This is a genomic window from Paenibacillus jiangxiensis, assembly GCF_046098255.1.
Lineage (GTDB): Bacteria > Bacillota > Bacilli > Paenibacillales > Paenibacillaceae > Paenibacillus > Paenibacillus jiagnxiensis.
The window spans coordinates 64,045-78,109 of the sequence record NZ_JBJURI010000011.1; the positions used below are offsets into that span (position 1 = coordinate 64,045).

At 52.8% G+C, this 14,065-nt stretch carries 13 protein-coding genes; 1 reads left to right on the forward strand and 12 read right to left on the reverse strand.

Translation table 11 applies throughout. The annotated features are described in order from the left end of the window. Positions 1–7: 7 nt before the first annotated feature. The 3 genes from ACI1P2_RS12520 to ACI1P2_RS12530 all read right to left on the reverse strand — a co-directional run bounded on the left by ACI1P2_RS12520 (position 8) and on the right by ACI1P2_RS12530 (position 2,478). Positions 8–664 carry an aspartate/glutamate racemase family protein gene (locus ACI1P2_RS12520; protein ID WP_355320188.1) on the reverse strand — a complete coding sequence of 219 codons (657 nt, stop codon included), beginning with the start codon at positions 662–664 and terminating at the stop codon, positions 8–10. Between the two features lie 29 nt (positions 665–693). Beyond that, a complete protein-coding gene (locus ACI1P2_RS12525; RefSeq protein WP_355320189.1) occupies positions 694–1,344 on the reverse strand; it encodes a class II aldolase/adducin family protein in 651 nt (216 codons plus the stop codon). A 63-nt stretch (positions 1,345–1,407) separates the two neighbouring features. Beyond that, on the reverse strand, positions 1,408–2,478 hold the full coding sequence (locus ACI1P2_RS12530; protein ID WP_355320190.1) for an isocitrate/isopropylmalate dehydrogenase family protein: 1,071 nt from the start codon (positions 2,476–2,478) through the stop codon (positions 1,408–1,410). Between the two features lie 237 nt (positions 2,479–2,715). Between ACI1P2_RS12530 and ACI1P2_RS12535 the strand changes: the two genes are divergently transcribed. Beyond that, entirely contained in the window at positions 2,716–3,342 is a 627-nt protein-coding gene (locus ACI1P2_RS12535; RefSeq protein WP_355320191.1) for an RraA family protein, read from the forward strand. 81 nt (positions 3,343–3,423) lie between these two features. On the opposite strand, the gene ACI1P2_RS12540 is transcribed toward ACI1P2_RS12535, so the two are convergent. The 9 genes from ACI1P2_RS12540 to ACI1P2_RS12580 all read right to left on the reverse strand — a co-directional run bounded on the left by ACI1P2_RS12540 (position 3,424) and on the right by ACI1P2_RS12580 (position 14,056). Beyond that, complete coding sequence (locus ACI1P2_RS12540) at positions 3,424–4,320, reverse strand: amidohydrolase family protein (protein WP_355320192.1); 897 nt, start codon at positions 4,318–4,320, stop codon at positions 3,424–3,426. Between the two features lie 51 nt (positions 4,321–4,371). Continuing rightward, positions 4,372–5,526: an MFS transporter gene (locus ACI1P2_RS12545; RefSeq protein ID WP_355320193.1), complete on the reverse strand. Its 1,155-nt coding sequence runs from the start codon at positions 5,524–5,526 to the stop codon at positions 4,372–4,374. A gap of 347 nt (positions 5,527–5,873) precedes the next feature. Beyond that, the gene (locus tag ACI1P2_RS12550; protein ID WP_355320194.1) at positions 5,874–6,308 is read right to left on the reverse strand and encodes a hypothetical protein; all 435 of its coding nucleotides are present in this window, start codon (positions 6,306–6,308) and stop codon (positions 5,874–5,876) included. A gap of 16 nt (positions 6,309–6,324) precedes the next feature. Beyond that, positions 6,325–8,313 carry a S9 family peptidase gene (locus ACI1P2_RS12555; RefSeq protein ID WP_355320195.1) on the reverse strand — a complete coding sequence of 663 codons (1,989 nt, stop codon included), beginning with the start codon at positions 8,311–8,313 and terminating at the stop codon, positions 6,325–6,327. A 51-nt stretch (positions 8,314–8,364) separates the two neighbouring features. Next, the gene (locus ACI1P2_RS12560) at positions 8,365–9,459 is read right to left on the reverse strand and encodes an ABC transporter ATP-binding protein (RefSeq protein WP_355320196.1); all 1,095 of its coding nucleotides are present in this window, start codon (positions 9,457–9,459) and stop codon (positions 8,365–8,367) included. Further along, the gene (locus tag ACI1P2_RS12565; protein WP_355320197.1) at positions 9,456–10,433 is read right to left on the reverse strand and encodes an ABC transporter ATP-binding protein; all 978 of its coding nucleotides are present in this window, start codon (positions 10,431–10,433) and stop codon (positions 9,456–9,458) included. The genes ACI1P2_RS12560 and ACI1P2_RS12565 overlap by 4 nt, the downstream gene beginning before the upstream one ends. Positions 10,434–10,463: 30 nt before the next feature. After that, on the reverse strand, positions 10,464–11,414 hold the full coding sequence (locus tag ACI1P2_RS12570) for an ABC transporter permease (RefSeq protein ID WP_355320198.1): 951 nt from the start codon (positions 11,412–11,414) through the stop codon (positions 10,464–10,466). Positions 11,415–11,427: 13 nt separating this feature from the next. Beyond that, a complete protein-coding gene (locus ACI1P2_RS12575; protein WP_355320199.1) occupies positions 11,428–12,345 on the reverse strand; it encodes an ABC transporter permease in 918 nt (305 codons plus the stop codon). Between the two features lie 148 nt (positions 12,346–12,493). Beyond that, positions 12,494–14,056 carry an ABC transporter substrate-binding protein gene (locus tag ACI1P2_RS12580; protein WP_355320200.1) on the reverse strand — a complete coding sequence of 521 codons (1,563 nt, stop codon included), beginning with the start codon at positions 14,054–14,056 and terminating at the stop codon, positions 12,494–12,496. Positions 14,057–14,065 lie beyond the last annotated feature (9 nt).

Consider the following 14,065-nt stretch of genomic DNA (forward strand, 5'->3'; position numbering starts at 1 on the left):
TTTGCTCCTAATCCGCCAACTGCCCCAATAAAGAGCGGATACTGCTTTCCGGACTGGTCAATACCGGCTTTCCCGGCGGAGTGTATCCTTCCATAGCTCTGGCCATGGATATCTGCGCGAGAACGACGACATCGCAATTCCGGGACATTTCCTCCACTTTGCTGCGAATGATTTGATTATGGTGCTGCTCTTCCCCGTTTTGCAGCGCTGAAAAGGCATCTGTCAGCGTTTCGGTATAAATCTCAACCGGCTTGTTCTTCTCTTCTGCAATCTCTTCAAGTATTTGCTTGGTAATCGGTGCAGCGGTCACTACCGTGGCAATGACACCAATCTTCGTGCCAGTCTGTACAGCCTCTTCGAGCATGGCAAAATCAACGCTAACAATGGGGAAATCAAATAACTGGCTAACCAGGGAAGTATATGGCGTGAAGCTTGAACAGCTTAAAAGCACTCCGTGCACTCCAGCCTCCTCTGCTTTCTCAACCAAACGGATGAACCTCCGGATCAAAGGCCGTGTGACCTTGCCTGCAGCATTTAACTCTGTAATCAGGCCTTCATCCAAAAAATTCAGCGCCTGCATCGTGGGTGCGTATTGGCGAAAAGCTTCTGTCATGGGCTGCACCGAATTTAACGTGGCATGCACCAAACCTACCCGTTTGCTCATGTCCATCCCTCCCTTGAATTCTCAGGTTATCATTTGCCGCCAAGACGCTTCCGTGGTTTGTACCTGGAGTCCTCCAGAAAACTCTGAACCACTTGATCAGAAATTTTGTTCAGTTTAATGCCCGCAGCCTGAGCCTGAATCATCATCCTGCTGGCCATTTCCAGCGTTTCGAGCCGCATTCTGGCTTCCGTTAAATGATCATCAAATACCACTACCCCATGGTTGCGCATGATGATCACGTTGGCTTTTTCCGATTGTTCCGCAATGGCATCTCCGAGCTCCTGAGTTCCAGGATGGTAATAATCCACATAGGCGACATGCTCCAAATAATACATGGTCTCAATAAACAGCTCCGAGAGAAGTGGTGTATCACTGCAAGCAATCAACGTGCTGTAAAATGGCGATGAGTGCAAAATGGCTCCGACATCAGGACGCCGCCGGTATATTCCGGTATGAAACGGCGTTTCTTTCGATGCTTTACGTGCCTCTTCATAGGTTCCTGTCGGGATATGGGTAATCACAAAATCATTCTCATTTAAATCTCCCATGAAAGTTCCGGATGCGGTGATCAGCATGTGTTCTTCATCGATACGAGCACTCATGTTTCCTGATGTGCCCCAGGCTAATTCATGGTCCAGCAGATAACGCCCAACTTGGCTTAACTGTTGCTTTAAATTCATGGTCTACCCCCTTTCAAGCAGCTGCTGAATGAGAAGATCCGGCGTTGTGCCGGATCCGCTGGATTACAGCCTGCCTATATTGGCGACAATAGCAGCCGTAAATTCGGTGGTGGAAGCCGATCCTTTCAGATCCCGTGTCTTCACACCTTCTTCCATCGTCTTGAACACGGCTTTTTCCATCAGCTCGCCGACCGTTTTCAGCTTCTCATCGTTGTGGCGTGCGCTCAGCCATTCCATCAGCATGACGGTGGACAAGATAATGCCTACCGGGTTGGCAATATTTTGACCCGCGATATCCGGTGCTGAGCCGTGCGCCGCTTGTGCCATCGCCAGCTTGTCGTTGGTATTGATGGATGGAGCCAATCCCAGGCTGCCCACAAGCTCGCCCGTTAAATCCGAGAGGATGTCTCCGAACATGTTCTCGGTGACAATGACGTCAAAGTCTTTCGCCCGGCGCACCAGGTGAGCCGTCATGGCATCGATATGGTAGTCGTCCACCTGCACTTCCGGGTACTGCTTGGCGACCTCAAGGCAGACGTTCTTGAACAGGCCGGTGCCCAGCTTGATCACGTTCGCTTTATGCACGATCGTGACCTTTTTGCGGCGCTGCATGGCCATGCGGAAGGCTTCATGAGCAATGCGCTCCGCCGCTTTGCGGGTGAAAACGCCGGTGGAAACGACGACATCCTCGGTGATCTGCCATTCGCCGGTGCCTACGTACATGTTGCGGTCACAGTAAAATCCCTCCGTGTTCTCACGAAAAATGACCAGGTCGGTGTCTTCCACCACGCCCTTGATGCCGGCCATGTTCTTGGCTGGACGAACGTTGGAGTAGAGATCGAAGTAGTGGCGAAGCTCGCCGCTCGGATTACGATTGGCTTTATGCTGCTCCGGATAAGCGGCGGAGTCGTGGGGTCCCATGATCCAGCCGTGCAGCTTCTCCAGTTCATCCTTGGTGTACTGTGGGATCGGATCTCCGTATTCTTCAATGCCTCCCCAGCCCATGGGCAGGGTAACGCATTCTATATCTGCACCGGCTTTTTGAGAAGCCGCTTTCAAAATGTCAATCGTGGATTGCGTAATCTCCGGCCCGATACCATCTCCGTACAGGGCACCTAATTTGTAAGTCGTCATAGGATCATTTCCTTTCGCTGTGTAGAATTTTTCTTAGTCCTAATATAGTAAAACTTAAAAAATACATAAAATATTTACTTTTGATCATTGATCATAGATTTTTTTTATTTCTGTTTTGTACTGCTTCATATAGAAAGTTTTTATTGAACAACATAAATAATTTAAATTTCAGATGGTCCTTCCTGCTGAAGTAAACTATAATTCAAGGTTATTTATTTTAATTGAGGAGGTAACACGATGACAGATATCTTACAGAAATTAAAAGATTTGCCTACGACATGCCTGTCCGATGCGATGGATGGTATGAACAACATGGACTCTGCGATCAAGCCTTTACAGGACGATTACAGAATTGCCGGAAGGGCATTTACCGTGAAAATGCCTGCCGGAGATAATCTCATGGTGTTGAAGGGAATACGTGAGGCCAAACCGGGTGACATCCTTGTCATTGATGCAAAAGGGGATACCTATCGGGCAATTGCAGGTGATTTTGTAGTAGGAATGGCTAAAACTCTGGGGATACAAGCTATTGTGGTAGATGGTGTGAACCGGGATATCGAGGGAATTCGCCAGCTGGATTATCCGGTTTTCAGCAGGGGAACTACCGTTGCTGCAGGCGGGAAACTGGGGATGGGAGAGGTTAATGTTCCGATCTCATGCGGCGGTGTATCTGTAAATCCAGGGGATATTATTGTGGGTGATGCGGACGGTGTATTGGTCATTCCGCAAAGCAGGGAGGCAGAGGTCGTGCAGTCTGCCAAAGAAAAGTTAAAGAAGGATGAGGAACGGGAGAAGAGAATCAGCGGAGACCGTCAAGCAACTTTGGATTATTTGGACAGTATGCTTTCCAAGCTAAAAGCTTAGTTATTTATTTGAACACCAGTGACTGAATAATAAAGGCTTTCCACCAGAAAACGCTGCGGAAAGTCTTTTATTTTTGGGGTATCATTTAAAATTATATAATCGGGCTGGATTATCAACCAATATTTTATAAAATATCTCTTGATTAGACGACTGCACAGCCAACAACTCTATCAGATCGGCGTCATTGGGCATCGGTTTGCCTGCAGAATACATACTTGGATGCGGCCAATCACTTCCCCAAATGACACGTTCCGGAGCTGTTTCAATGAAAGCCGCTGCTAAAGGCAGCGTATCTGAATAATAGGGTGGTCCTTCCAGAGAAAGATGATACAATCCGGAAAGCTTCACCCAAGCTTTTCCCTGCTCCATTAAACTGCACATGATCTTGCATGCCGGATGCCTTATTCCAACAGACAAAGGAATCCCGCCCAAGTGATCAAAAACGATTGGACATGCAAGCTTATTCAGCAGCTCGCTCATCTCAACCGTATCATCAGCTTTCATCCAAAATTGAATGTGCCAGCCGAAATCCGCTATCCTTTCAGCCAGAGATTGTATTAGCGCAAAATCCTTGGGTGCTCCTGTGCTGATATTGAACCTGATTCCTCTTACACCGAAGTCGTGCATATTGGAAAGCTCCGCTTCCGTTACACTTGAATCTACCACAACTACCGCCCGCGAATTGGAACCCATCTGCAACAGTGCGTCTAAGGTGCAGCGGTTATCGGTTCCATAGGCTGATGGAGTTACAATGACATTTCGAGTCGTGCCCAGCCGGGTTTGGAGTTTTCGATAATATTGTACTGTGGACGAAGGTTGTCCGCGCTTATCTTCAGGATTGTATGGGAAACGTAGTGGATCATATATATGATGGTGGCAATCACATGCATGATCCGGAATTGCTATGGAAGGGACGTTGGTCCCCGCAGAATGCGGCACAGTATGCAGGCTTTCCATCTCATCATTTTGCTCTTTCATCCTATCCCTCCACTGGAAAAATAATTTTAGAAGAGCTTCTTACTCTCATGCCTACCCCGATAAAGGCGTTCCTTCATCTGCTGGCTCTTTCTCCTGCCGGATCAGCCAGGAGCCCCCTAACAAGAAGGCGCCACTGACATAAAAAACGGACAGCAATCCCAACGAAGCTCCAATAAATCCAAAGAACAGCGGAGCGGCAAGCTGCGACAGCCGATTCGCCGCGAGACGCAGCCCCAGCACCTCACCCGTTCGGGATTTAGGCGAAGAATTGTATGCGACCGTCATGGAGATCGGCTGTCCGCACCCCAGGCCAAAACCCATCACAACACTCCAGAAGCCCATCCATAAATAATGTTCGGATATGGCCACACCCACAAATGCAATTCCAGCCGCAACTACGGAACCTATCAAAACAAGCTGATGATTGTACATGCGGATTAACCTCGGCAAAACAAAGCGAACAACGACCATCGCAATCCCTTGTATGGATAAAATCCAGCCTATGACGGAAGCGGATATCCCATGACTGACCGCATATAAAGGAAAATATGCCGTGAATATGTCTCGCGAATATAGAGCCAGAGCATTGCCAATTAAAGCTTTACGCAGCGGCTTTGATTTGAGCAGACCTAACGATTCGGACAGCTTTATATTGGATGAGGCAGTTCGGTTTCTTGTTCCCGGCAATTGAAGACTAAAAAGAAATGTGCTTGCTGCAACAATCGAGGCTGCGGCAAAAACAAAGGAATACGTCGTATGCTCAAGAAGATAACCGGCAGTAATTGGACCCGCTACCGCTGCCAAGGAGTTCACTGTACTAAAATGGCTGTAATATTCATCCCTCCTGCCCTCTGGAGCATGTTTCCCCAGTACATTTTGCAAGGATACTGCGATAAACACACTGGCAAGCCCAGTTAACAACTGAGAAGCAAACAAAGACCATAAGTAAGGAAACAGCCAGGGTAAAAGCATCGCCATTCCCAGCGAGGACATTCCGAAGAAAACAGGCAACCTGTCCCCAATCGCGTCCGCAATCTTTCCGGCACGTATAGCCAGAAAAAGCGGCAGCACCGCATAACATGCGGTTAAAACACCCACGGAAAACGGAGTAGCTCCCAAAAACGAAGCGTACAGCGACAAGGCCGGCCGCGACATATTTAATATGATTTGAAAAGCAAAACCTAAAATCAAGACATATTTGAGCATAACAAACCTCTGATTATTTCAGCTTTTATTAGATTACAGAATTTGAAGTTCTCAGCGAAGCTGAGCAATTCTGCAATCGCAAGAAAAACTCCAGCTAAACGCGGTCTGGCTTCTTTGAAGGTACGTCGATAGACGTTTTCCTTATATTTATTTTAATGTTTTAAGGCATTATAAATAAATTGTATTTTTTTATCTATTTCCATAAAAATATTCTATTCCAAAATTAGCGTACATGCCTGACTCCCACTTTCTTAAGTCATGAAATTATGAATAGAAAAAAACAGACGACCATTACCGGTTCGCCTGTTAAGTAATGAATACTCGCTTTACCCCTTAAAGCCAATTTATCACTTGTACTTCAACTCTATTCCCACTTCTCTATGTGCCTCTTCTTCAAATACCCGCCACTGCCGGCCAATCAGCGCACGAAGCGTTTCTGCATCCTGAGGCCCAAGCTTCAGCCGACGCAGCGACAAGCCCTCCTGTATATAGTCGCGGTCTGCCTCCTTCCCGAAGCGGAAAGCCAGCAGCCTTTTCAGCCCGTTAATGTGCAAAAATTTAAATTCATAACCCTCACGGAGGGCTTTCTCCCAATCATCGCCGATCTCTTCCGCCGTCTGCAGCCTTTCCGCAAAATCCATCGCCGGATCCTTGACCTTGCCCAGCAAAGGAGAAAAGTCACCGCTCCGCATACATGCAATAATCGCCTCTATCGGCTCGCCGCTGGTCAAAGCATTTTCCACAAGCATCGCTACGGGAATGGACAACTGCACATTGCTCATTTTAGAGCACTTCCTCTCACAAAAATTGCCCGTACCACGCGTTCACCTGTTCGAAGCTATCGACGCGCAGCGAGGGCTTCCCGCTTTTCAACAGAGAATGGTTGGAGCCGGGATAGCGGATAAGCCTTGTCGTTTTTCCGTACCGCTTCAGAGCGGTATACAGCTCCTCGGCCTGGGAGACCGGGGTACGGTAATCATTTTCGCCATGCAAAATGAGCAGCGGCGTGTCGATCCGATGGGCATGGGCCAGCGGCGATTTGGACCAGAGCAGCTCTGCGTGTTCCTGCGGATTGCCTCCGATCACCCCTTCGACATACGAGATTCCGATATCGCTCGTTCCGTACAAGGACAGCCAATTGGAAATGCAGCGCTGTGTAACGGCTGCCCGGAAGCGGTTCGTATGGGCGACGATCCAGTTGGTCATGACGCCGCCGTAGCTCCCGCCGCCAATCCCGAGCCGCGTCTCGTCGACGAAGTCGAATTCGGCAAGCGCATAATCAACGGCCTCCAGCAAATCCCGGCAGTCTCCGCCGCCGAAATCAGCGCGGCAAGCCTTGGCAAAGTCCTGCCCGTAGCCCATGCTTCCACGCGGGTTCACCCACAACACGGCATAACCCTGTGCGGCAAGGGTTTGCATTTCATGGCTGAACACACCGGTGTACATCGCATGCGGCCCTCCGTGAATTTGCAAAATGAGCGGAACCTTCGCACTTTTGCTCAATCCGGCGGGCCTCAGCAGCCAGCCATGAATGTCAATCCCGTCCGAAGCCTTAAACGCGATCCGTTCCGGCACACGAACCTCAAGCCCGGCCAGCAACTCATCGTTGCGCCGCGTGAGCCGCAGCTCCTCTCCGGTCTGGATATCCACCCGGTACAATTCACCCGGCCGCCCGGCCGTCAAAGCGGTAATCACAATATGGCGGCCGTCGGGAGATAACGTATATTGATATACATCCTTTTCGCCGCCGCCCGTCACCGCCGCGCAGTTGCCCGTTCCGTCGATCCGGTATACGTGCACACTGCCCTGATGGGTGCCGAGCACGTATACCCCAAGCTGCGGATTGCGGGGATCATATACTGGGGATACGCTTGCCCCCGCCGATTTCATATCACCAAGTGCAGCGTTGCCGATTTGCATGTCCAGCCCAGGAGCGAGTGGCTCCGGCGCACCTCCCGTGGCGGCTACCCTATACAGCCGGTTATGGCTGCCGCTGCCGTATGCGCGGTCGCTGGCGATGATCAGGAGCTGCTGACCGTCCGGCGAGTAGGCAAACTGGCTGATCAACAGATCGGACGACGTGATTTTTAGCGGTTCGCCGCCGTCAAGCTTCACAGTGTACACATCGGCAAAATGCAGCAAATCAGCATCCTGTCCCTCATCCGTGACCCGCTTCGAGACGAACGATAAGGCTCCGCCGTCCGGCGACCAGACCGGAGCGGAAACATCCCAGGGACCGGAAGTTACCTGCGTAATCCGGCCGTTCTCCAGGTTCGCCACAAATAATTGGCTGTACAACCCGTCCCACCACCCAGTGCCTTCCGCTTTGGGGGTGGTCCGCTCAAAAATCCGGCCCCGCAAGCCAGCCGGCTCACACTCCTCGTCTGCGTGAACCCGGCTCGTAAAAGCGATATGCTGACCGTCCGGCGACCATACGAAGGCGCTCACTCCCCGTGCTAATGAGGTAAGCTGCACGGCCGGTCGCGACGGCGCCGATTCTCCTTCCGCCGGAACGGTATACAGCTGCTTTATCCCTTCGGATACGCGCAGAAAAGCGAGCCGTCCCCCATCCGGTGACCAGGACGGCGCGGAGTCCTGGTCACCGCCGGTCAAACGCTGGTCGTCGCTTCCGTCCAGCGCGACAGCGCGAATATGCGTCGTGTAGTCGTTCTTTTCCCGGTCTACCGCTTGATTCACGTAAGCCACCCTGCCATGCGGGCTGACCGACGGCTGGCTGACCCACTGGTATCCGTACAAATCGTCCGGCATTATCGGCCGTTTATCCATTCTGATCTCTCCCTTTCTCTAAAAGGTAGTTCAAAAAGTCATCTTTGAACTCTATTTTAAGCCGCTTAATGGGAAATGGCAGGCCGCGAAATGCCCTGCGCCATGCTCCGTCAGAAGCGGCGCCTGCGTCCGGCAAATCTCCTGCGCATAAGGGCAACGCGGATGGAAAACGCAGCCGGAAGGCGGATTCGATGGACCCGGAATCTCCCCGGTCAGCAAAATCCGCTCCCGGCGCAGCGTCGGATCGGGCACGGGCACCGCCTCCAGCAGCGCCTCTGTATATGGATGCCGCGGATTGGCGAATAATTCATCGCGCCCGGCCAGCTCGACAATTTTACCCAGATACATAACCGCGATACGGTCGCTGATATGCTTGACTGTAGGCAGGCCGTGGGCGATAAAAATGTAAGTCAGTTGAAACTGCTGCTGCAGATCCTTCAGCAAATTGAGAATCTGGGCCTGAATCGATACGTCCAGCGCGGATACCGGCTCATCACAGACGATGAGCTTCGGCTTCATCGCCAGGGCGCGGGCAATCCCGATTCGCTGGCGCTGTCCGCCGCTGAATTCGTGCGGATGGCGATCCGCCAGATGCGCTCCGAGACCGACGGTCTCCAGCAGCCGGTAAACTTCGTTCTTGAGCGCCTCTCCTTTGGCCAAACCATGCACCTGAAGCGGTTCGGCCACTATATCGAATATCTTCATGCGCGGGTTCAGCGACGAAAACGGATCCTGAAACACAAACTGCAAGTCCCTCCGCGCTTTGCGGATTTCTTCCTCCGACAGCTCGTTCAAATCCCGACCCTGAAAGACAATCCTGCCTTCCGTCGGCATTTGCAGCCGGGTAATCAGCTGTCCGGTTGTCGATTTACCGCAGCCCGACTCACCGACGATCCCGAGCGTTTCGCCAGGCATGACCCGAAAGCTTACGCCGTCAACGGCTTTGACGGAGCCGCTTTTTTTAAAGAACCAGCCCTTGTTCAGGGGATAATACTTCTTCAGCCCGCTCACTTCAAGCAGCGGAGGTTCATTCGTTACGTATCGGCGCTCCGATTCCTCCTGTGCGTTTGCAGCCTGCCCGATCTCCGCTTCGGACAGCCCTGCCGTCATTTCCGCAGATAGTCCGTCCGCTCCGGCTTTACTCATGGCGACACCTCCTCCATCCGCAGGCACCTGACTTTATGACCCGTCTGCTTCACGCGCAATTCGGGATATTCCTTCGCACATTGCTCCTGAGCATACGGGCAGCGCGGACGAAACGGGCAGCCGTCCGGCATATTGAACATATCCGGCACAGTACCCGGAATGGAATCCAGCTTGTCCTTCTGCTCATCCAGTCGGGGCAGTGAACCCAGAAGTCCGATCGTGTACGGATGTCCCGGCCTCGCAAACAAGTCGAACACGTCCGCCTCTTCAACGATTTCACCGGCATACATCACAGCCACCCGGTCAGCCATTTCCGCCACCACACCCAGATCATGCGTAATCAGGATGACGCCAGTGTTCTCTTCACGGCTCAGCTCCGCGATCAATTGCAAAATTTGCGCCTGAATCGTCACGTCCAGCGCTGTCGTCGGTTCGTCGGCAATCAGCAGCTTCGGCCGGCAGGCAAGCGCCATGGCAATCATGACCCGCTGCCGCATGCCCCCCGACAGCTGATGCGGAAAGCTTCGCGCCACTTTGGCCGCATCCGGAATACCTACCCGCTCAAGCATCTCGATGCTTAGGCGCGCCGCATCCGTTTTACTCACCTTCAAATGTTGAAGAATCGCCTCGCGCACCTGGTTGCCGACCGTGAACACAGGATTCAGCGAGCTCATCGGTTCCTGGTAAATCATCGCAATTTCATTGCCGCGAATGCTGCGCAGTCCTTTTTTGGACAACCCCAGCAGGTTCTGGCCCTCGAAGCGAATTTCACCATCCGTGACCTTTCCCGGCGCCCCGATCAGCCCCATGATCGACAGGGACGTTACGCTTTTGCCCGATCCGGACTCCCCGACGATAGCCAATGTCTCGCCCCGGCTTACGGTAAAACTGACGCCACGTACGGAGGGAATCATCCCTTTCTCCGTTTTGAACGAAGTTTTCAGATTGTTTACCTCGAGTAATTCCGCGGTCATAAGGCTCCCAGCCCCCTTTCTTCATGGCCTTTATGCTTTGCTTTTCATGCGGGGGTCCAGGACGTCGCGCAGCCAATCTCCCAGAAAAATAACGCCCAGCACGGTCAACGTAATCGCCAGCCCCGGGAACGTCGCCACCCACCAGCTTGTCGCCACATATTGTCTGCCGTCGCTGAGCATTCCTCCCCAGGAAACGTCCGGCGGCTTGATGCCCAGCCCCAAAAAACTGAGCGAGGCTTCCATAATAATCGTCGTTGCTACATTCATGCCGGAAATTACGATAAATGAAGACAGAATGTTCGGCAAAATATGCTTCAGAATAATTCGCCCGTCTCTCGCCCCGACTGCTTTGGCCGCTTTGACGAAATCCCGCTCCTTGACACTCAGGACTTCTCCGCGCACTACCCTTGTGTAAGACACCCAATTTGTCACGCCGATCACAAAAATCAACGTCGTCAGGCCAGGCCCGACCACCGCCATTACGACCAGCATGAACAGGATCGTCGGAATGGCCATAAAACTGTCGGCTACCCGCATAATAACGGCGTCGATCCATCTGCCGTAAAAGCCCGACATGAGACCAAGCACCGCGCCGATGGCCCCCGACACCAGTACTGCGCCAATGCCCACGATCAGCGAAACTCTCGAACCGTAGACGATCCGGCTCCACATGTCCCGGCCCAGATTGTCGGTGCCGAGCCAGTGTTCTTTGGTCCCACCTTCAAGCCACACCGGGGGTTTCAGACGATTCAGCGGATCGACAGCAGCCGGATCATGGCTGGTCAGGAGTGGCGCGAACAGCGCCGTCAGGCACACGATCAGCACCAGCACCGCGCCGACCGTTCCGGTCTTGCTTCGCAGCAGCCGTTTCAAAATGACCCGAAACCCTGCCCGTTTACGCTCTTGCTCCGGACCCGAATGCCCCGGTCCTTCCTGCACCGGCCCTTCCGGAACTACAGCCTGAATTGCACTTTCATTCATTGCTGCCACACCCCTAGTTGTATTTGATACGCGGATCAAGCAGCCGGTACGCCACGTCCGTCAAGATGTTGGTGACGACCACAATAAAAGCGATCACAAACACCGATGCCTGCACGATCGCCATATCATGCGTATTGACCGCAACGACCAGCAATTGACCCAGGCCTGGCCACGCAAACACGGTCTCGGTGATCAGCGTTCCGCCGATCAGGCTCATAAATTGCAGGCCCATAATGGTGACTACGGGAATCAGTCCGGTCCTGAAGGCGTGCTTGCCGATCACCAGCAGTTCGCTGATGCCTTTGCCGCGGGCGGTGCGGATAAAATCTTGATTCAGAATATCCAGCATACTGGAGCGAATCAGCCGGGTCATTTGCGCAGCGAGCCCTACCCCAAGGGTAAACGCAGGCAGAATCAGATGAGCAAATCCGCCCCGGCCGGACACCGGCAGCACACCCAGCATTACAGAAAACAACAAAATCAGCATTATTCCCATCCAGAAATTAGGCATCGCCTTGCCGATAACCGACAGGCCCGAAATGACCAGATCCAGTAACGTATTGCGTTTAACGGCTGAGGCTACGCCCAGCGGCACCGCCATCAGCACCGCGAACAGCATGGCTGCAGCGGCCAGTTCGAAGCTGGCCGGCAGCCGTTCCAGCACCAGCGGCAGCGCTGATTCGCCATAGCGGAACGAGTTGCCAAAATCCCCTTGGAGTGCGCTCCCCAGAAATTTTAAATATTGCGTATATAAGGGCTGATCCAGCCCCAGCGCCTGCGTAAGCACCGCGCGGTCCTCTGCGGTAGCCGTCTCCGGCAGCATGAGCGCGACGGGATCGCCGGTTACCCTGACCAGAATAAAAACAATCAGGGAGACGATCAGCAGGACGGGGATGACCTGCAGCAGCGATTTGACGATATATTTTCCCAAGCTGTACTCACCTCCATTACCATCACAGGCAGACCCCGGCGGGTTATTAGCATACCGCGGCTCCTCCAAACAAAAGACGGCGGGAACCCGAGTTCGAAGTCCCCGCCGTTTCTGCTCCGCTTTTAGTCACATCATGCTGCAGGCGCAGTTATTCAGCTGCAGGCGTGATTTCCTCGGCAAAGAGCAATTCGTCACTGCGCGGCTGGAAGTTTACGCGGGCATCCGTACCGTATACCCCTTCCATTTGATACAAATACACCGCCGGGCGTTCTTCCGCCAAGATTTGCTGTACCTGCTGGTACTCTTTTTCCCGGGCAGCAGAATCCATATTGACCAAAGCCGATTGCAGCAGCTTCTCCACCTCCGGATTATTGTAATCCGTCTCTCCTTTCGCTTCTTCGAACAGATAGCGGTTGTAGTTGTTGGAGGCATCGAACAGCGAGTTGCCGATCCCGATCATATACAATTCTTTAAACGATTTGGAGCTGTAACGCTCGCTGAATGCACTTGGCTCCAGCACATCCAGATTGATTTTGAAGCCGGTCTGATCCAGCATGGCGGCCACCACTTCGGCCTGTTCCTTATATTGAGAAGATACGGAAAGAGTCAGCTCCGGACCGCCGGACGTGAAGCCGGCTTCTTTCAGCAGCTGCTTGGCTTTCTCCTGGTCATACAATGTCTGTTCGTACAGGGAAGGATCAGCTCCGAAATTACCCGGTGTTACAGAGGTCCGGGTCACAATGCCCGCCCCCCCGGCAATGCTGTCCACAATGCCCTGCTTGTCGATCGCAAGGTCGATGGCTTTCCTCACCTTCGGATCGGCGGTCGCGGCGCCTTCGGTCTGACGCAAGATCAGCTGCAGCACACGCTGGGTCGGCGTTTTGACAATTTGTTTCCCTTCCGTGCTCTCAATTCGCTCAATGTCCGTGGATGGAACACCCGAGATGATATCCACGCCGCCGGCCAGCAGCTCGGATACGCGGGTCGATGCTTCAGGAATGACGCGGAACACGACGCTATCCCATTTCGGCTGTCCGCCGAAGTAGCTGTCGTTCTTGACCAGCTCCACCCGGTCGTCCTTGAGCCATTTGCTAAATTTGTATGGCCCCGTACCTACCGGCTGCTTCAGGAAAGCTTCCATGCCGTTCTCCTGAATATATTTGGCTGGTAAAATTCCCGCCCCCATCTTCGACAGCCGGTTCAGCAGCAGCGGGTCGGGCCCGTCTGTGACGATATCCACCGTATGCTCGTCCACGGCCTTCACTTCCACAATATTTTTAAAATAAGAGTGCTGCTTCAAGGAGCTGTCATTGGCCACCCGTTCAATCGTAAATTTCACGTCCTCTGCGGTGAACGGGTCTCCGTTATGAAATGCCACGCCTTCGCGCAGCTTGAACTGCCAGGTCGTGTCGTTCACCTGCTCCCACGAGGTGGCGAGTCCGGGAGCTTTGTCTTTCCCGCCGTCATTTTTCAGCAGATAGTCAAATACGTTGACCAGCACCGCTTCGCTGGCCGTATTGTTATTGTTGTGCGGGTCGAAGCTTTCAATGTCTGTGCCGTTCGCAATCGTCAGCGTTTTGGCGCCAGTCTCCGCCGCACTGCCATTATCCTTCGTCGCATCAGGAGTCGAAGCATTTCCGCCGCAAGCCGTCAACACCACCATCGCGATCAGCAGCGTTGACAAGACACTTGTCCATTTATGTTTTCTCATCTCTTCCTC